Genomic DNA, 18,405 nt, shown 5'->3' on the forward strand with positions numbered 1-18,405 from the left:
GAGGAACCTCATGAAAGTTTATTACGATAAAGATTGTGACCTGTCGATCATCCAGGGCAAAAAAGTCGCCATCATCGGCTACGGCTCCCAGGGCCACGCCCAGGCGTGCAACCTGAAAGACTCCGGCGTTGACGTAACTGTTGGCCTGCGCAAAGGCTCGGCCACTGTTGCCAAGGCAGAAGCCCACGGCTTGAAAGTGACTGACGTGGCTTCCGCTGTTGCAGCTGCCGACCTGGTCATGATCCTGACCCCGGACGAATTCCAGTCCTCGCTGTACAAGAACGAAATCGAACCGAACATCAAGAAAGGCGCCACCCTGGCCTTCTCCCACGGCTTCGCGATTCACTACAACCAGGTTGTGCCACGCGCCGACCTCGACGTGATCATGATCGCGCCGAAAGCACCAGGCCACACCGTGCGTTCCGAATTCGTCAAGGGTGGTGGTATTCCTGACCTGATCGCGATCTACCAAGACGCCTCGGGCAACGCCAAGAACGTTGCACTGTCCTACGCCGCCGGCGTTGGTGGTGGCCGTACCGGCATTATCGAAACCACCTTCAAGGACGAGACTGAAACCGACCTGTTCGGTGAGCAAGCCGTTCTGTGCGGTGGTACCGTTGAGCTGGTCAAGGCCGGTTTCGAAACCCTGGTTGAAGCTGGCTACGCGCCGGAAATGGCCTACTTCGAGTGCCTGCACGAGCTGAAGCTGATCGTTGACCTCATGTACGAAGGCGGTATCGCCAACATGAACTACTCGATCTCCAACAACGCTGAATACGGCGAGTACGTGACCGGCCCGGAAGTGATCAACGCCGAATCCCGTCAGGCCATGCGCAACGCCCTGAAGCGTATTCAGGACGGCGAGTACGCCAAAATGTTCATCAGCGAAGGCGCAACCGGCTACCCTTCGATGACCGCCAAGCGTCGTAACAACGCCGCTCACGGTATCGAAGTCATCGGCGAGCAACTGCGCTCCATGATGCCGTGGATCGGTGCCAACAAGATCGTCGACAAAGCTAAAAACTAAGTCGAGTGTGTCGAGGGAAGACGCGGCCTAGGCCGCGTTTTTTCGTTTGAGGGCCGGTTCTGGTATAAAGCTGCATCGTTTGCAGGCGAACACTCGCTGCAAGTGTCTGTCGAATTTTTTCACACCGTTGCAAGGTAAAGTCCATGAGCGAACGTCCCGAAGAGCCAAAGCAGGCCTCTGACGCCGAAAGCCTGCTGCCGATCGATGAGCATGTCGAAGAAGGGCATGATGCGGAAGGCCGCAAGGTCCGGCATCGTGGCATCTATCTTCTGCCCAACCTGTTCACCACGGCGAACCTGTTTGCCGGCTTCTACTCCATCATCAACTCCATGAGTGCCCAGAGCGCACTGGCGGCGGGTGATGCGGCGAGTGCCAGCAAGTACTTCGGTTTTGCTGCCATTGCAATCTTCGTGGCCATGGTGCTCGACGGCCTTGATGGGCGCGTGGCACGGATGACCAATACCCAAAGCGCCTTCGGTGCCGAGTACGACTCGCTATCGGACATGGTTGCCTTTGGTGTCGCGCCTGCGCTGTTGGCGTTTGCCTGGGCGCTGGGCGATATGGGTAAGGTCGGCTGGATGGTCGCCTTCATCTATGTGGCGGGCGCTGCGCTACGGCTGGCGCGTTTCAATACTCAGGTGGGTACTGCCGACAAGCGTTACTTCATTGGCCTTGCCAGTCCGGCCGCGGCAGGTGTGGTGGCCGGTATTGTCTGGGCGTTCAGCGACTACGGTATCCAGGGGTCGAAGATGTCATTCCTGGTGGCCTTGATGGTGGCGGCGGCCGGCATGCTGATGGTCAGCAACATCAAATACAACAGCTTCAAGGAGTTCGACCTCAAGGGGCGCGTGCCTTTCGTGGCGATTCTTGTGGTGGTACTGGTGTTTGCGGTGGTCTTCAGTGATCCGCCGCGGATCCTGCTGCTGGCGTTCCTGGTGTATGCGGCTTCGGGGCCGGTTCAGTACCTGTTGCACCTGCGCCGGGACAAAACGTTGCCTTAATGTAATTTCCCCCATACTCCGCAGTCTATTGGTGCATCAGTTCTCCAATGCTGCGGAGTTGCCATGTTAATCAAGTTTCCCAAAGCGTCCGACTGTCGCGAATCGGATGTCACCCCAGAATCCCTCTATTTCTCTCGCCGCAGTTTGCTCGGTGGTGCGCTTGCCGGCATTGCTGCCAGTAGCTTGCCGCGTTGGGCGAGTGCGGCAGACACTGCGCGTTATGCGGATGTCGAGCCAGGAAAGGCTCCCGGCTGGTTTGTCGAGAAACTTCCTGGCACGCAATGGCAGGCGGTAACGGTAAAAGATGAAGCTATCACGCCGTTCAAGGATGCGACCCATTACAACAACTTCTATGAGTTCGGTACCGACAAAGGTGACCCGGCGGCGAATGCCGGTTCGCTCAAGACTGAGCCATGGAGCGTCGTGATTGATGGTGAGGTCGCAAAACCAGGGCGTTATGCCTTGGAAGATTTCATGAAACCGTATCAGTTGGAGGAGCGGATCTACCGTCTGCGCTGTGTCGAGGCGTGGTCCATGGTCATTCCGTGGATAGGCTTTCCTATATCGGCTTTGCTTAAACAAGTTGAGCCGACCTCCAAGGCCAAGTACATCCGCTTTGAAACCCTCCGGGACCCCAAGAGCATGCCAGGACAGCGCTCGAGTTTTGGCTTGATCGACTGGCCTTATGTAGAAGGGCTGCGCTTGGATGAAGCGATGAATCCTTTGGCGATTCTGGCTGTGGGCATGTATGGACGGGAGCTGCCCAACCAGAATGGCGCGCCGTTGCGTTTGGTGGTGCCGTGGAAGTATGGCTTCAAGAGTGTGAAGTCCATCGTGCGGATCAGTCTGGTGAGTGAGCAGCCGAAGACTACCTGGCAGAGCATTGCGGCGGATGAGTATGGGTTTTATGCGAATGTGAATCCTACGGTCGATCATCCGCGCTGGACCCAGGCGCGGGAACGGCGCCTGCCCAGTGGTCTATTCAGCCCGAATGTCCGTGAGACGCAGATGTTCAATGGCTACTCGGATGAGGTTGCCTCTCTTTATGCTGGCCTTGATCTGCGGAAGAACTACTGATGCGCTACCCCATCTGGCGCGTCGGCGTTTTTATAGCGGCGGTGGTGTGGCCTCTGTACTGGTTGTATGAGGCTTGGCGTTTCGCTTTGGGGCCTGATCCGGGCAAAGTATTGGTTGATCGCCTTGGGCTGGGAACGCTGATCCTGTTGCTGGTCACGCTGGGAATGACACCGTTACAAAAGCTGAGCGGCTGGGCGGGGTGGATCGCTGTGCGTCGGCAGTTGGGGTTGTGGTGCTTTGCTTACGTGGTGCTGCACCTCGCGGCATATTGCGTATTTATCCTGGGGTTGGATTGGTCGCAGTTGGGTGTTGAGCTGCGCAAGCGGCCCTACATTATAGTGGGCACGCTGGGTTTCCTGTGCTTGCTGGCATTGGCGGTGACATCCAATCGTTACAGCCAGCGCCGGCTGGGCGCCCGCTGGAAGAAGCTGCATCGCCTGGTTTATGTGATTCTTGGGCTTGGTTTGCTGCATATGTTGTGGATCGTGCGGGCGGATTTAAAGGAGTGGGCTATCTATGCTTCTATAGGGGTGCTGCTTCTGGTGCTGCGAATCCCGCCTGTGATGCGTCGAATCCCTCGCCTTATTGCTAGAAAAGCACCTTCTGTAACAAAAGTGTAATTAGTCCTTGACCGCAGATTCTGCAAGCCTATAATTCGCCCCACTTCCGGCGCAGTCGAAACGGAAAACTCTTTGGTAAACAAAGAGTTATGCAGGATTCGACAGCGAGGCGCTTCAGTTCATCGAAGCCCGGAAGGAGTGGGTAGGGCAGGGTTGTTTGGCTCTATCGACGTTTCGATCTTCTCGGTCGAAAGCGGAGAAAAAGAGGTGTTGACAGCAGCGTGTAACGCTGTAGAATTCGCCTCCCGCTGACGAGAGATCGAAAGCGCAAGTGGTTGAAGTTGTTGAGGAAATCCTCGAAAACTTCTGAAAATAACCACTTGACAGCAAATGAGGCTGCTGTAGAATGCGCGCCTCGGTTGAGACGAAAGATCTTAACCAACCGCTCTTTAACAACTGAATCAAGCAATTCGTGTGGGTGCTTGTGGAGTCAGACTGATAGTCAACAAGATTATCAGCATCACAAGTTACTCCGCGAGAAATCAAAGATGTAACCAACGATTGCTGAGCCAAGTTTAGGGTTTCTTAAAAAACCCAAAGATGTTTGAACTGAAGAGTTTGATCATGGCTCAGATTGAACGCTGGCGGCAGGCCTAACACATGCAAGTCGAGCGGTAGAGAGAAGCTTGCTTCTCTTGAGAGCGGCGGACGGGTGAGTAATGCCTAGGAATCTGCCTGGTAGTGGGGGATAACGTTCGGAAACGGACGCTAATACCGCATACGTCCTACGGGAGAAAGCAGGGGACCTTCGGGCCTTGCGCTATCAGATGAGCCTAGGTCGGATTAGCTAGTTGGTGGGGTAATGGCTCACCAAGGCGACGATCCGTAACTGGTCTGAGAGGATGATCAGTCACACTGGAACTGAGACACGGTCCAGACTCCTACGGGAGGCAGCAGTGGGGAATATTGGACAATGGGCGAAAGCCTGATCCAGCCATGCCGCGTGTGTGAAGAAGGTCTTCGGATTGTAAAGCACTTTAAGTTGGGAGGAAGGGTTGTAGATTAATACTCTGCAATTTTGACGTTACCGACAGAATAAGCACCGGCTAACTCTGTGCCAGCAGCCGCGGTAATACAGAGGGTGCAAGCGTTAATCGGAATTACTGGGCGTAAAGCGCGCGTAGGTGGTTAGTTAAGTTGGATGTGAAATCCCCGGGCTCAACCTGGGAACTGCATTCAAAACTGACTGACTAGAGTATGGTAGAGGGTGGTGGAATTTCCTGTGTAGCGGTGAAATGCGTAGATATAGGAAGGAACACCAGTGGCGAAGGCGACCACCTGGACTGATACTGACACTGAGGTGCGAAAGCGTGGGGAGCAAACAGGATTAGATACCCTGGTAGTCCACGCCGTAAACGATGTCAACTAGCCGTTGGGAGCCTTGAGCTCTTAGTGGCGCAGCTAACGCATTAAGTTGACCGCCTGGGGAGTACGGCCGCAAGGTTAAAACTCAAATGAATTGACGGGGGCCCGCACAAGCGGTGGAGCATGTGGTTTAATTCGAAGCAACGCGAAGAACCTTACCAGGCCTTGACATCCAATGAACTTTCTAGAGATAGATTGGTGCCTTCGGGAACATTGAGACAGGTGCTGCATGGCTGTCGTCAGCTCGTGTCGTGAGATGTTGGGTTAAGTCCCGTAACGAGCGCAACCCTTGTCCTTAGTTACCAGCACGTAATGGTGGGCACTCTAAGGAGACTGCCGGTGACAAACCGGAGGAAGGTGGGGATGACGTCAAGTCATCATGGCCCTTACGGCCTGGGCTACACACGTGCTACAATGGTCGGTACAGAGGGTTGCCAAGCCGCGAGGTGGAGCTAATCCCATAAAACCGATCGTAGTCCGGATCGCAGTCTGCAACTCGACTGCGTGAAGTCGGAATCGCTAGTAATCGCGAATCAGAATGTCGCGGTGAATACGTTCCCGGGCCTTGTACACACCGCCCGTCACACCATGGGAGTGGGTTGCACCAGAAGTAGCTAGTCTAACCTTCGGGAGGACGGTTACCACGGTGTGATTCATGACTGGGGTGAAGTCGTAACAAGGTAGCCGTAGGGGAACCTGCGGCTGGATCACCTCCTTAATCGACGACATCAGCTGCTCCATAAGTTCCCACACGAATTGCTTGATTCATTGAAGAAGACGAAAAGAAGCAGCCCGAAATTGGGTCTGTAGCTCAGTTGGTTAGAGCGCACCCCTGATAAGGGTGAGGTCGGCAGTTCGAATCTGCCCAGACCCACCAATTTTGTGTGGGAAACGCCTGTAGAAATACGGGGCCATAGCTCAGCTGGGAGAGCGCCTGCCTTGCACGCAGGAGGTCAACGGTTCGATCCCGTTTGGCTCCACCACTACTGCTTCTGTTTGTAGAAAGCTTAGAAATGAGCATTCCATCATTGTGATGGTGAATGTTGATTTCTAGTCTTTGACTAGTTCGTTCTTTAAAAATTTGGGTATGTGATAGAAAGATAGACTGAACGTTACTTTCACTGGTAACGGATCAGGCTAAGGTAAAATTTGTGAGTTCTCTTAATTGAGAAATTCGAATTTTCGGCGAATGTCGTCTTCACAGTATAACCAGATTGCTTGGGGTTATATGGTCAAGTGAAGAAGCGCATACGGTGGATGCCTTGGCAGTCAGAGGCGATGAAAGACGTGGTAGCCTGCGAAAAGCTTCGGGGAGTCGGCAAACAGACTTTGATCCGGAGATGTCTGAATGGGGGAACCCAGCCATCATAAGATGGTTATCTTGTACTGAATACATAGGTGCAAGAGGCGAACCAGGGGAACTGAAACATCTAAGTACCCTGAGGAAAAGAAATCAACCGAGATTCCCTTAGTAGTGGCGAGCGAACGGGGACTAGCCCTTAAGTGGCTTTGAGATTAGCGGAACGCTCTGGAAAGTGCGGCCATAGTTGGTGATAGCCCTGTACGCGAAAATCTCTTAGTCATGAAATCGAGTAGGACGGAGCACGAGAAACTTTGTCTGAATATGGGGGGACCATCCTCCAAGGCTAAATACTACTGACTGACCGATAGTGAACTAGTACCGTGAGGGAAAGGCGAAAAGAACCCCGGAGAGGGGAGTGAAATAGATCCTGAAACCGTATGCGTACAAGCAGTGGGAGCCCACTTTGTTGGGTGACTGCGTACCTTTTGTATAATGGGTCAGCGACTTATTTTCAGTGGCGAGCTTAACCGAATAGGGGAGGCGTAGCGAAAGCGAGTCTTAATAGGGCGTCTAGTCGCTGGGAATAGACCCGAAACCGGGCGATCTATCCATGGGCAGGTTGAAGGTTGGGTAACACTAACTGGAGGACCGAACCGACTACCGTTGAAAAGTTAGCGGATGACCTGTGGATCGGAGTGAAAGGCTAATCAAGCTCGGAGATAGCTGGTTCTCCTCGAAAGCTATTTAGGTAGCGCCTCATGTATCACTGTAGGGGGTAGAGCACTGTTTCGGCTAGGGGGTCATCCCGACTTACCAAACCGATGCAAACTCCGAATACCTACAAGTGCCGAGCATGGGAGACACACGGCGGGTGCTAACGTCCGTCGTGAAAAGGGAAACAACCCAGACCGTCAGCTAAGGTCCCAAAGTTATGGTTAAGTGGGAAACGATGTGGGAAGGCTTAGACAGCTAGGAGGTTGGCTTAGAAGCAGCCACCCTTTAAAGAAAGCGTAATAGCTCACTAGTCGAGTCGGCCTGCGCGGAAGATGTAACGGGGCTCAAACCATACACCGAAGCTACGGGTATCACCCTCGGGTGATGCGGTAGAGGAGCGTTCTGTAAGCCTGTGAAGGTGAGTTGAGAAGCTTGCTGGAGGTATCAGAAGTGCGAATGCTGACATGAGTAACGACAATGGGTGTGAAAAACACCCACGCCGAAAGACCAAGGTTTCCTGCGCAACGTTAATCGACGCAGGGTTAGTCGGTCCCTAAGGCGAGGCTGAAAAGCGTAGTCGATGGAAAACAGGTTAATATTCCTGTACTTCTGGTTATTGCGATGGAGGGACGGAGAAGGCTAGGCCAGCTTGGCGTTGGTTGTCCAAGTTTAAGGTGGTAGGCTGGAATCTTAGGTAAATCCGGGATTCTAAGGCCGAGAGCTGATGACGAGTTACCCTTTGGGTGACGAAGTGGTTGATGCCATGCTTCCAAGAAAAGCTTCTAAGCTTCAGGTAACCAGAAACCGTACCCCAAACCGACACAGGTGGTTGGGTAGAGAATACCAAGGCGCTTGAGAGAACTCGGGTGAAGGAACTAGGCAAAATGGCACCGTAACTTCGGGAGAAGGTGCGCCGGTGAGGGTGAAGGACTTGCTCCGTAAGCTCATGCCGGTCGAAGATACCAGGCCGCTGCGACTGTTTATTAAAAACACAGCACTCTGCAAACACGAAAGTGGACGTATAGGGTGTGACGCCTGCCCGGTGCCGGAAGGTTAATTGATGGGGTTAGCTAACGCGAAGCTCTTGATCGAAGCCCCGGTAAACGGCGGCCGTAACTATAACGGTCCTAAGGTAGCGAAATTCCTTGTCGGGTAAGTTCCGACCTGCACGAATGGCGTAACGATGGCGGCGCTGTCTCCACCCGAGACTCAGTGAAATTGAAATCGCTGTGAAGATGCAGTGTATCCGCGGCTAGACGGAAAGACCCCGTGAACCTTTACTATAGCTTTGCACTGGACTTTGAATTTGCTTGTGTAGGATAGGTGGGAGGCTTTGAAGCGTGGACGCCAGTTCGCGTGGAGCCATCCTTGAAATACCACCCTGGCAACTTTGAGGTTCTAACTCAGGTCCGTTATCCGGATCGAGGACAGTGTATGGTGGGTAGTTTGACTGGGGCGGTCTCCTCCTAAAGAGTAACGGAGGAGTACGAAGGTGCGCTCAGACCGGTCGGAAATCGGTCGTAGAGTATAAAGGCAAAAGCGCGCTTGACTGCGAGACAGACACGTCGAGCAGGTACGAAAGTAGGTCTTAGTGATCCGGTGGTTCTGTATGGAAGGGCCATCGCTCAACGGATAAAAGGTACTCCGGGGATAACAGGCTGATACCGCCCAAGAGTTCATATCGACGGCGGTGTTTGGCACCTCGATGTCGGCTCATCACATCCTGGGGCTGAAGCCGGTCCCAAGGGTATGGCTGTTCGCCATTTAAAGTGGTACGCGAGCTGGGTTTAGAACGTCGTGAGACAGTTCGGTCCCTATCTGCCGTGGACGTTTGAGATTTGAGAGGGGCTGCTCCTAGTACGAGAGGACCGGAGTGGACGAACCTCTGGTGTTCCGGTTGTCACGCCAGTGGCATTGCCGGGTAGCTATGTTCGGAATAGATAACCGCTGAAAGCATCTAAGCGGGAAACTAGCCTCAAGATGAGATCTCACTGGAACCTTGAGTTCCCTGAAGGGCCGTCGAAGACTACGACGTTGATAGGTTGGGTGTGTAAGCGCTGTGAGGCGTTGAGCTAACCAATACTAATTGCCCGTGAGGCTTGACCATATAACACCCAAGCAATTTGCTTGCCTGAAGCTGAAAAGCCCAAGAGCACCAGATTGCGGTGTGTGAAGACGAAACGAACCGAAAGTTCGAATGCACAAGACACCGACTCTATTACATACCCAATTTGCTGAAGCGAGGCCGTTTGGTCACGACTCAGTACCCGAATTTCTTGACGACCATAGAGCATTGGAACCACCTGATCCCATCCCGAACTCAGCAGTGAAACGATGCATCGCCGATGGTAGTGTGGGGTTTCCCCATGTGAGAGTAGGTCATCGTCAAGATTAAATTCCGAAACCCCAATTGCGAAAGCAGTTGGGGTTTTGTTTTGGGCGCTCGAAAAGTTACCTGCGATTGCTATCACTTCATCCAGACAAATTTGCACAGTTATTTCTGAGTCAGAACATTAGAATAGGCGCCTGATCATTTTAGACTTAGAGCCCTATATGTCCGACCCGGTTGATACCCCACAGGTGTCCGACCTACCGCTGGAGGACCTGGTCGCCTGTCACGAGTGCGACTTGCTGATGCGCAAGCCAGAGCTTGCGCACGGTGAAAAGGCCCTGTGCCCGCGCTGTGGTTATGAGATGTACGCCCACCGCTACAATGTCGTCGAGCGCAGCCTGGCCTTGGTGATCGCAGCGTTATTGCTGTACATCCCGGCGAACTTTCTACCCATCATGCAGCTCGACCTACTCGGGCAGTCCTCAGAGGACACGGTCTGGAGCGGTGTAGTCGCCCTGTTCAATACCGGCATGCAAGGTGTCGCGGTGGTGGTGTTCCTGTGCAGCATGGGCATTCCATTGCTCAAGCTGTTCTGCCAGCTCGCGGTGTTGCTCAGTATTCGCTGGAACATAGGCCGCAGTTACGGTCTGTTGCTATACCGCATTTATCACCATCTGCGCGATTGGGGGATGCTTGAGGTCTACCTGATGGGTGTGTTGGTAGCCATCGTGAAGTTGGCCGATATGGCCTCCCTCAGCGTAGGCCTGGGACTGGCCTGTTTTGTCAGTCTGCTAATGGTTCAGGTACTGCTGGAGGTGGTCATGTCACCTCATCAGATCTGGCAAGCATTGTCCGGGGAGGACGAACATGCGGGCGATTGATGCTGGCATTCTGATCTGTACCGAATGCCACGAACTGAACAGGCAGGACCCGGACACCGACGAGCAGACCTGCACCCGTTGCGGTGCGCTGGTCCACGCACGTCGGCCGAACAGCCTGATGCGCACCTGGGCATTGCTGATTACCGCTGCGATTCTGTATATCCCGGCTAACCTATTGCCTATCATGACGATCAACTCCCTGGGGCAGGGTGCGCCGAGCACCATCATGGCCGGCGTGATCGAATTGGTTCAGCACGGTATGTTCCCGATTGCGGCGGTGGTATTTGTCGCCAGTATCCTGGTGCCAACCTTCAAGCTGGTGGGTATCGCACTGTTGTTGTTCTCGGTGCAACGTCACCAGCCACTTTCTGCTCGACAACGCATTATCATGTACCGCTTTATCGAATTCATCGGCCGCTGGTCCATGCTGGATATCTTCGTGATCGCCATTCTGGTGGCGGTCGTTAACTTTGGGCGACTTGCCAGTGTCGAGGCCAATCTCGGCGCCGTGGCGTTCGCCAGTGTGGTGATCTTGACGATGCTTGCCGCAGTAACTTTCGATCCCCGACTGATTTGGGATAACACGGAGTCGGACGACGACCATGACTGATTTGCCAAAGGCTAAAACCCGCCCCGCTTCGAACTGGTCGGCCATTTGGGTACTGCCCTTGATCGCCCTGGTGATCGGCGGCTGGCTTGGATGGCGCGCCTACACCCAGACGGGGATCGAGATCCAGGTTCGCTTTGAAAGCGGTGAAGGCATCCAGATCAACAAGACTGAAGTGGTCTACAAAGGCATGCCCGTGGGTAAGGTCAAGGCTCTGGCCCTGGATGACGAGGGCAGTAATCGTGGGGTGATTGCCACCATCGAGATGAACAAGGAGGTCGAGCAATACCTCAAGGCCAATACACGTTTCTGGCTGGTCAAGCCAAGCGTCAGCCTGGCCGGGATTACCGGCCTGGAAACCCTGGTCTCAGGTAACTACATCGCCGCCAGCCCCGGCGACGGTGAGCCCTCGCGCAAATTCAAGGCGCTCTCGGAAGAACCCCCCTTATCCGACGCCAAGCCCGGCCTGCACCTGACCGTCAAGGCCGAACGGCTCGGCTCGCTCGACCGTGGCAGCCCGGTGTTCTATAAGCAGATCCAGGTCGGCCAAGTCAAAAGCTACTTGTTGTCCGCCGATCAGAACACCGTTGAGATAAAAGTCTACATCGAGCCGACCTACGCCAACCTGGTGCGCAAACACACGCGCTTCTGGAATGCCAGCGGCATCAGCATTGACGCCAACCTGTCCGGGGTAAAAGTGCGCAGCGAGTCCCTGGCCAGCATTGTCTCCGGTGGTATCGCCTTCGCCACGCCGGAAAACCGCAAGGACAGCCCGCCCACCGATCCAAGCCTGCCGTTTCGCCTTTACGAAGATTTCGATGCCGCCGCAGCCGGTATCCGGATCAAGGTCAAGCTCAGTGACTTCGAGGGCCTGCAAGCCGGCCGTACACCCGTGATGTACAAAGGCATTCAGGTCGGCAGCCTCAAGGCCCTCAAGGTGGACTCGGACCTGTCCAGTGCCAGCGCCGACTTGACCCTCGACCCATTGGCCGAAGATTACCTGGTGGAAGGCACGCAATTCTGGGTGGTCAAGCCTTCAATTTCCCTGGCCGGCATCACCGGCCTGGAGGCCCTGGTCAAGGGCAACTACATCGCCATCCGTCCCGGCGACAAAGGCGCCAGCCCCCAGCGTGAGTTCGTGGCCCGGCCCAAGGCACCACCGCTGGACCTGCGTTCCCCAGGCTTGCACCTGGTCCTGCTCACCGAGAGTCTTGGCTCCCTGGAAGTTGGTAGCCCGATCCTCTACAAGCAGGTCAAGGTCGGTTCGGTACAGAGCTATCAGTTCTCGCGCAAGCGCAAGCAACTGGTGATCGGCGTGCATATCGAGAAGGAATACGAAGGCCTGGTCAATGGCTCGACGCGCTTTTGGAACGCCAGCGGCGTGACCCTCACCGGCGGGCTCACCGGCGGTATCCAGGTCAAAAGCGAGTCCCTGCAAAGCCTGATGGCCGGCGGTATCGCCTTTGAAACCCCAGAGCCGAATGTACCGCTGAGAAATCGCATTCCACGTTTCCGCCTGTTTGCCGATCACGAAGCCTCCAGGCAGCGTGGAACGCTGATCACGATCAAGGTTGACCGCGCCGATGGCTTGCGGGCCGACACGCCGATCCGCTTCAAAGGCCTGGATGTGGGCAAGATTGAAAGCGTTGACCTGAGCGCGGACATGCAATCGGTGATGCTCAATGCGCGTATCACTGAGGTTCCTGAGCGGATCGCCCGTGCCGGCAGCCAGTTTTGGGTAGTCAAGCCTGAACTGGGCTTGATGAAGACCGCCAACCTGGAAACCCTGGTTACCGGTCAGTACATCGAAGTCCTGCCCCCGGTAAAAAGCACCGCCCCACAAAAGAGCTTTGTCGCCCTGGCTCAACCGCCCGAGAGCAACGTGCGGGAAGCCGGCTTGAGCCTGGTACTCAGCGCTGCCCGCCGTGGTTCATTGAAAGTCGGTGTACCGGTTACCTACCGTGAAGTCACGGTAGGCAAGGTGACCGGTTACGAGTTGGGCAGTACGGCTGACCGTGTATTGATCCATGTGTTGATCGAGCCCAAGTACGCACCGTTGGTTCGCGGTGGCAGCCGATTCTGGAACAGCAGCGGCTTCGGCCTGGATTTCGGTCTGTTCAAGGGTGCGACAGTGCGCACTGAGTCCCTGGAAACCCTGGTCCAGGGTGGTATTGCCTTTGCGACACCAGATGGCGAGCGCATGGGTAATCCGGCGCTGCCTGAGCAGACCTTTCCGTTGTTCGACAAGTTTGAAGATGAGTGGCTGATCTGGGCGCCGAAGATCCCCCTGGGTAAATAAATCCAGGCGTCACAAAAAAGGCCGCGATCCAAAAGATCGCGGCCTTTTTATTGTTTTTGTAGGAGCCGGCTTGCCGGCGATAACGCCCACCCGGTCGGTGCCGGACTCAAGGGGTTCATCGCCGGCAAGCCGGTTCCTACAGGTTGCGTTGCAACCGATCAGACTTCATCCAGCTCCGGCTCATCTGCTTGCACATTCACCGTCGCCTTCACCGCGTCATGCCGGCGAATGTACTTCCAGTCCGCCTCATCGATGTAGATCCCGTTCGGCCCGCTGCCGCCTTCCAGATCGATTGCCACCTGGGCGGAGACCTGCGGCTTCACACTGGCCAGGATCGGTACGAAGCCCAACTGCAGGCTGGTCTCCAACAGCGCTGCCTGGTTCTTCTCGTCGATATCCGCTGCCTCGTCGAGGTAGTACGGCAGGCGCACACGCCCGGCCTGGTCGCGGTCCATCAGGTGCAGCAACAAGTACATGTTGGTCAGCGCCTTGATGGTCATGGTGGTGCCGTTGGACGCAGCGCCATCGATGTCGGTGTGAATGATCGGCTGGCCATTGACCTTGGTGATCTCGAACGCCAGCTCGAACAGGTCCTTGAGTCCCAACTGGTTATGGTTGGCGGCGACCAGGCGCGCCAGGTACTCCTTGGCCTCTTCGTTCTTGTTGTCCTGCTCGGCGCTCTGGCTGAGGTCGAACACCGAGAGCGTTTCGCCTTCCTCATACTGACCGGCACTGTGGATGATCTGGTCGATATGCTTGAGCGCTTCCTTGTTCGGCGCCAACACGATACGGAAGCTCTGCAGGTTGGATACCTGGCGCCTGTTGATCTCGCGGTTGAACAGGGCCAACTGGTGCTCAAGGCTGTCGTAGTCGCTGCGAATATTGCGCAGGGTCCGCGCGATATCGGTCACTGCCGCACGGCGCGCCTTGCCCAGGGTCAGGGCCTCATCGGTACGGTGTGCATAAGCATTGATCAACAGGTGCAGGCGACGCTCCATATCGTCTTCGCTGTCGAACTTGGCCACGCCCTTGAGGCGCACCTGGGCATACAGCGCGTCAATCTGGCCGTCGGCACGTAGCAAACCCTGCCAGCTATCCTGGTAGTCATTGAGCAGCGGCAGCAGGTTGTCCATGGAGTCGTCGACTGGGTCCATGAATGGTGTGCCGAACGGTAAGTCAGCTGGCAGCAGCTGGCGACGGCGCAGGGCATCATCCAGGGTACGTTGCTTGGCTTCCATATCACCGATCTGCCGCCCGACCAGTTGCAGCTTGGCTGACAGTTGTTGCACCCGTTCGGTAAACGCATCGCTGGAGCGTTTCAACTCGTCCTGCGCGGCTTCCATCTGCGCCAGGCTCTCCAGTTTTTCGCCTTCCTCGGCGCTCAGGGTCTGGCTGCGGCGGAAGTCCTCCAAGGCTTTTTGCGCGTCCAGCACCTGCTGGTACAACGCTTCAGTCTGGGTTTTGCTCGCCGCCCGGTCAGAGGCCACCGCTTGCTGGGTTTTAAGTTGCTTGAGTTCTTTTTCCAGGCGTTCCTTCTGGTCGCGCAGCGCCGCGCGATCGGCCAGGGCCTGCAAGGCAGGCGGCTCGATGTGCGAGATGTCGATGGACAGCCCCGGCACTTCAAAGCGTTCACCCTTGAAGCCATCGAGGATCAGTTCCAGGGATTTCACCCACTGGCCGTCTTCATCCAGGGTGATGCCATGCTCGCCCAGCGGCAGGCTGAACAGCGAACTGTTGAACAGCCGCATCAGGCGCTCGACGTCCTGCTGTGAGAATTCTTCCCGTAGTTTGGCGTAGCTGTTGTTGTCGGCGTGATCGAGTTGCTGTTTGACCGACTTCAGGCGTTTTTCCAGGTCGCGCAGGCGTTCATCCAGATCCTCGGCGCTGAACTGTCGAGATTGCGCCAGGGCGCCGGCCAATTCGTCGTGGGCATCTTTGGCCGCCAGCAGTTGCTGCTCCAGGACCTTGACGTCATCGACCAGGGCAAAGCGGTGTTTGAGCACTGACAACTCGCCCAGCCAGCGTTGAATACCGCTGATTTCCCGCTCCAGGCGCATCAGCTCCTGGGTCCCACCGCGCTGATCGTTCTGCAGCGCGTCCTGCTCGTTGCGGTAGTGTTCGGCCTGGATCGTCAGCTCTTCCTTGCGCGCACTGGCGTAGTCCGACCAGGTGCCCAGCAGAGAATCGAGCAGCGGCGACAGGCGATGCAGTTTGCCCCGCAGGATGTCGCGCTGTTTCACGCCATTGGCCAAGGCTTCGACCAATGGGCCTGCGGCGACCAGGGAGTTGTAGTCCTGCTCCATGCGTCGCACATCACGGAACGCCTCTTCGCACGCAGCGATGTAGTCCACGCTGCCAGAGCGCAGGCTGTGCTCGAATGCATCGAGGAACAGCTGCTTGAGCTTGGCCGCGGTGATTTCGCGCATGTGCAGCAGGTTGATAAACAGTGCGCGGAAGGTCTTCAGGCTCTGCTCGCTGGTGGAGCGCAGCGGAATCAGGGTCAGGTCCAGGGGGATCGAAGTATGGCCACCCACCAGCAAGCGCCGCAGTTCGTCCGGCTTGAGTTCATAGGCCTTCAGGCCTTCGCGCTCAAGGTTGGTGAACAGCTCTTTCTGACGCAGGCAGGTGTCGTTTTTCTGGTAATGGGCCAGGTCCAGCTTGCCGGCGTAGGCAAAGAACTGGTGACCGAAACCACCGCCCGGGCCGCGACCGACCACACCAATCACGTGCGGGCCGTGGGGCAGGGACACTTCGACCAAGATATAGCTGGTGTCAGTGGCAAAGTAGAAGCGCCGCGATTGCTCCAGGGTGTACTTGCCGAAACTCATGTCCGACATGCGCGCCAGGATCGGGAACTGCAAGGCGTTGATCGAAGCCGATTTGCCGAGGTTGTTCGCGCCATACACCGACAGCGGTTCTTCCAGCGGGAACAGGCCCAGGCTGTAGCCAGCGGTATTCAATAGGGCGAAGCGGCGAATGCCGTAGCGTTCCTTGCTCATGCATCGGTCTCCTGTTCTTCGGCAATGGCACGGGCCAGGGCGTCTTCTTCGCTTTCATCGGCGCTTTCTGCTGCAAATTCGCTCAAGTCCAGCGGGTCATCGGTCTGCAGCAGCTTTTCATCGCTGTCTTCGTCGATGATCACCGGCGCCGGCAGCGGTAGCACGCTGTGCAGGCTGGCCGCCAGGTCGCGGTCGGCCTGGACCGACAGGCAGACGTCGAGGAAACGGTGCATCGGCGGCAGGAAGCGGTAGACACCGTTTTCTTCACTGGCAAAACCAAGCTGGGTCATGCGGCGCATGATTTTTTCTTCCAGATCCTCGACGGTCTGCACTTCGGCCTGGATAAACAGGTCACGGTACTTCTCCAGCAGCGATGGCAGCTCTTCGCGCCCCAGGCTGCCACCGTCGAGTACGGCAATCGGGTCACGGCCCTGGTCGGCCAGGTGCTCGACAATGATGAAGGTGAACAGCGCCAGGCGCTGTGCGGTCTTGTTCACTTGCGCAGCGGCCACGGCGGTGTCCGGCACGAAGTAGTAGAAACCCCGGGTATCGCACACCAGCTCAAAGCCCAGGGCCTTGAACAGCGTGCGGTACTGGTCCTGGAAGTTCGACAATTGCGCGTACAGCTCCGGGTCGCGGCGGCTGACGTGGTAACCCTTGAACAGCTCGCGAAAGATCGGCGCCAGCTGGGACAGTTCGGATAGATCAAGATGCATGAGGAGTGCTCGCAGAGTGCTCGGCCGCGTCGCTGGCCGGGAGCAGGGCGAATGAGCGCAGGCTGACCTGGTGCTCGTGAGTGTGGTAATCCCGGCGTTCCAGGCGCTCGCGCTTGAAACGCTTCTCCCGCGACAGGCGCGAGAACCAGTACAGCAACTCGTCGGTGGCACCGTCCGGTTCCTGTTCCAGCAGCCAGGTCATCAGGTCTGGCATCGGCAGGGCGTCTTCGCAACGCTCCAGCATCTCCTTGACCGTGCGCGGCGCACGCTGGGCTTCGCCCTTGTGGGATTTGTGGGCCTTGGGGAAGCGCGCAGGCTTGGGCTCGAAGTTCGCCAGGGCATACACATAGGCTTCCACCTGGCTGGCACTGCCGAGAAAGGTACTTTGCGGCCGGGTAAACATCGGCATCGCCGCCTGCGGCACGGCGTCCAGGCCCTTGCGCCGGATCGCCGACAGGGCCAGTGCCGCGCCACGGGTTACGGCGTTGTGCCGGCGTGCTTCTTCGCGCAGCGGCAGCAGCAGTTCCCGGGCATGGCGCAAGGTCAACTGAGCGCTGGTCTGCATTTCGAGGATGCGCGCGTGGGTGCGCAGCAACATATCGTCGTCCACCAGGTGGCCCAGGCGTTGCTGCTCGGTGAGCATGCGCAGCAGCACATTCTCCACCTTGCGCACGCCTTGCTCGAAGGCGCCGTCGGCGTTCACCAGTTGAATCATCGGTTCGACGTATTCGTCCCAGGTCGCCAGGACCTCGGCATAGCGCTGGCGCAATGGAATCTGCCGGTCGCTGGTCTTGGCGCGGTCGGCCACGGCGGCGAGGGCCTGTTCGTCATTGGCGAGTTTTTTCAGCACGTCGCGCACGCGCATGTCCAACAGCCGCAGTTGGCGGGCCAGGTCATGGCCGTCGCGGATGTCGAAGGCATCCTGGATGTAACCGGCCAGGCGCTCGAGATGGCGCAGGTAGGCTTCGATTTCCAGGCACAGGCCTAGCCGGTGCTCCTTGCGAAGATAGGCCAGGAAATCATGGATCTGCGCGTTGAGCTCGAAGCGGTTCGGGCTTTTGGCGACAGGCACCAGGATATCCAGGCGAATCCACACGTCCAGCAGGCTGGTGATGTCCTGTGGCGTGCTGTCCAGTTGTTGGGCGGCCAGTTGCGCGCGCAACTCGCCAAGGCTCAGGGTGCCTTGGTCGAAGTGTTCGCACAGTGGCTCAAGCAGGGCCCAGTGTTCGGCGAGGGCGCGCAAGACGCGCTTGGGTTCGATCATCGGAATGGCCGGCTGGTTGGCGATTAAAAGCAGCGATTGTACTGCATCAGGCGCGGGATTTATCCACAGCCGGTCAGGGCGCCTTCGCGATGGGCCGTCAGGAATGCAGGGAAAATCATCAACGGTGGGCGATCATCGTCGAAGGGCGGTAGAATCGGCGCTCTTTAGTTATCCACAAGTGACCGAGCCTTGCTTATCGA

10 protein-coding genes, 2 tRNA genes and 3 rRNA genes are annotated in these 18,405 nt (G+C 56.7%); 12 read left to right on the plus strand and 3 right to left on the minus strand.

Annotated elements, in window-relative coordinates; genetic code table 11:
• Positions 1-10: 10 nt before the first annotated feature.
• The 12 genes from ilvC to HZ99_RS22000 all read left to right on the plus strand — a co-directional run bounded on the left by ilvC (position 11) and on the right by HZ99_RS22000 (position 13,226).
• Positions 11-1,027 (plus strand): ketol-acid reductoisomerase, encoded by a 1,017-nt coding sequence (ilvC, locus tag HZ99_RS21945; protein WP_003194132.1) that lies wholly within the window; start codon positions 11-13, stop codon positions 1,025-1,027.
• Between the two features lie 143 nt (positions 1,028-1,170).
• Positions 1,171-2,028 (plus strand): CDP-diacylglycerol--serine O-phosphatidyltransferase, encoded by an 858-nt coding sequence (gene pssA, locus HZ99_RS21950; protein WP_038446028.1) that lies wholly within the window; start codon positions 1,171-1,173, stop codon positions 2,026-2,028.
• 63 nt (positions 2,029-2,091) lie between these two features.
• The gene (gene msrP, locus HZ99_RS21955; protein WP_038446029.1) at positions 2,092-3,105 is read left to right on the plus strand and encodes a protein-methionine-sulfoxide reductase catalytic subunit MsrP; all 1,014 of its coding nucleotides are present in this window, start codon (positions 2,092-2,094) and stop codon (positions 3,103-3,105) included.
• Positions 3,105-3,725: a protein-methionine-sulfoxide reductase heme-binding subunit MsrQ gene (gene msrQ / locus HZ99_RS21960; protein ID WP_038446030.1), complete on the plus strand. Its 621-nt coding sequence runs from the start codon at positions 3,105-3,107 to the stop codon at positions 3,723-3,725. The genes msrP and msrQ overlap by 1 nt, the downstream gene beginning before the upstream one ends.
• A gap of 546 nt (positions 3,726-4,271) precedes the next feature.
• A 16S ribosomal RNA gene (locus HZ99_RS21965) occupies positions 4,272-5,808 on the plus strand.
• An 82-nt stretch (positions 5,809-5,890) separates the two neighbouring features.
• Positions 5,891-5,967 (plus strand) — tRNA-Ile (locus HZ99_RS21970).
• Between the two features lie 30 nt (positions 5,968-5,997).
• Positions 5,998-6,073, plus strand: a tRNA-Ala gene (locus HZ99_RS21975).
• A gap of 247 nt (positions 6,074-6,320) precedes the next feature.
• Positions 6,321-9,214: ribosomal RNA gene (locus HZ99_RS21980) — 23S ribosomal RNA — on the plus strand.
• A gap of 168 nt (positions 9,215-9,382) precedes the next feature.
• Positions 9,383-9,498: ribosomal RNA gene (gene rrf / locus HZ99_RS21985) — 5S ribosomal RNA — on the plus strand.
• Together the 16S, 23S and 5S rRNA genes with 2 tRNA genes alongside form the textbook arrangement of a ribosomal RNA operon.
• 162 nt (positions 9,499-9,660) lie before the next feature.
• Positions 9,661-10,320 (plus strand): paraquat-inducible protein A, encoded by a 660-nt coding sequence (locus tag HZ99_RS21990; RefSeq protein WP_038446031.1) that lies wholly within the window; start codon positions 9,661-9,663, stop codon positions 10,318-10,320.
• The gene (locus tag HZ99_RS21995; RefSeq protein ID WP_038446032.1) at positions 10,307-10,930 is read left to right on the plus strand and encodes a paraquat-inducible protein A; all 624 of its coding nucleotides are present in this window, start codon (positions 10,307-10,309) and stop codon (positions 10,928-10,930) included. Before HZ99_RS21990 ends, HZ99_RS21995 begins: the two co-directional genes overlap by 14 nt.
• Complete coding sequence (locus tag HZ99_RS22000; RefSeq protein ID WP_038446033.1) at positions 10,923-13,226, plus strand: PqiB family protein; 2,304 nt, start codon at positions 10,923-10,925, stop codon at positions 13,224-13,226. Before HZ99_RS21995 ends, HZ99_RS22000 begins: the two co-directional genes overlap by 8 nt.
• A gap of 158 nt (positions 13,227-13,384) precedes the next feature.
• Here HZ99_RS22000 and mksF read toward each other — a convergent pair whose 3' ends face one another.
• From mksF to mksB, 3 genes are read right to left on the minus strand one after another with little or no spacing between them, the layout of a single operon-like run.
• Complete coding sequence (gene mksF / locus HZ99_RS22005) at positions 13,385-16,225, minus strand: Mks condensin complex protein MksF (protein ID WP_038446034.1); 2,841 nt, start codon at positions 16,223-16,225, stop codon at positions 13,385-13,387.
• Positions 16,222-16,941 carry an Mks condensin complex protein MksE gene (mksE, locus tag HZ99_RS22010; RefSeq protein WP_038446035.1) on the minus strand — a complete coding sequence of 240 codons (720 nt, stop codon included), beginning with the start codon at positions 16,939-16,941 and terminating at the stop codon, positions 16,222-16,224. The genes mksF and mksE overlap by 4 nt, the downstream gene beginning before the upstream one ends.
• The gene (gene mksB, locus HZ99_RS22015; RefSeq protein WP_029295829.1) at positions 16,931-18,205 is read right to left on the minus strand and encodes an Mks condensin complex protein MksB; all 1,275 of its coding nucleotides are present in this window, start codon (positions 18,203-18,205) and stop codon (positions 16,931-16,933) included. The genes mksE and mksB overlap by 11 nt, the downstream gene beginning before the upstream one ends.
• Positions 18,206-18,405 lie beyond the last annotated feature (200 nt).

The organism is Pseudomonas fluorescens (assembly GCF_000730425.1).
In the GTDB taxonomy this organism is placed as follows: Bacteria; Pseudomonadota; Gammaproteobacteria; order Pseudomonadales; family Pseudomonadaceae; genus Aquipseudomonas; species Aquipseudomonas fluorescens_X.

Coding starts and splice junctions, on each gene's coding strand:
- ilvC (WP_003194132.1), top strand. CDS start 11: ATGAAAGTTTATTACGATAAAGATTGTGACCTGTCGATCATCCAGGGC.
- pssA (WP_038446028.1), top strand. CDS start 1,171: ATGAGCGAACGTCCCGAAGAGCCAAAGCAGGCCTCTGACGCCGAAAGC.
- msrP (WP_038446029.1), top strand. CDS start 2,092: ATGTTAATCAAGTTTCCCAAAGCGTCCGACTGTCGCGAATCGGATGTC.
- msrQ (WP_038446030.1), top strand. CDS start 3,105: ATGCGCTACCCCATCTGGCGCGTCGGCGTTTTTATAGCGGCGGTGGTG.
- HZ99_RS21990 (WP_038446031.1), top strand. CDS start 9,661: ATGTCCGACCCGGTTGATACCCCACAGGTGTCCGACCTACCGCTGGAG.
- HZ99_RS21995 (WP_038446032.1), top strand. CDS start 10,307: ATGCGGGCGATTGATGCTGGCATTCTGATCTGTACCGAATGCCACGAA.
- HZ99_RS22000 (WP_038446033.1), top strand. CDS start 10,923: ATGACTGATTTGCCAAAGGCTAAAACCCGCCCCGCTTCGAACTGGTCG.
- mksF (WP_038446034.1), bottom strand. CDS start 16,225: ATGAGCAAGGAACGCTACGGCATTCGCCGCTTCGCCCTATTGAATACC.
- mksE (WP_038446035.1), bottom strand. CDS start 16,941: ATGCATCTTGATCTATCCGAACTGTCCCAGCTGGCGCCGATCTTTCGC.
- mksB (WP_029295829.1), bottom strand. CDS start 18,205: ATGATCGAACCCAAGCGCGTCTTGCGCGCCCTCGCCGAACACTGGGCC.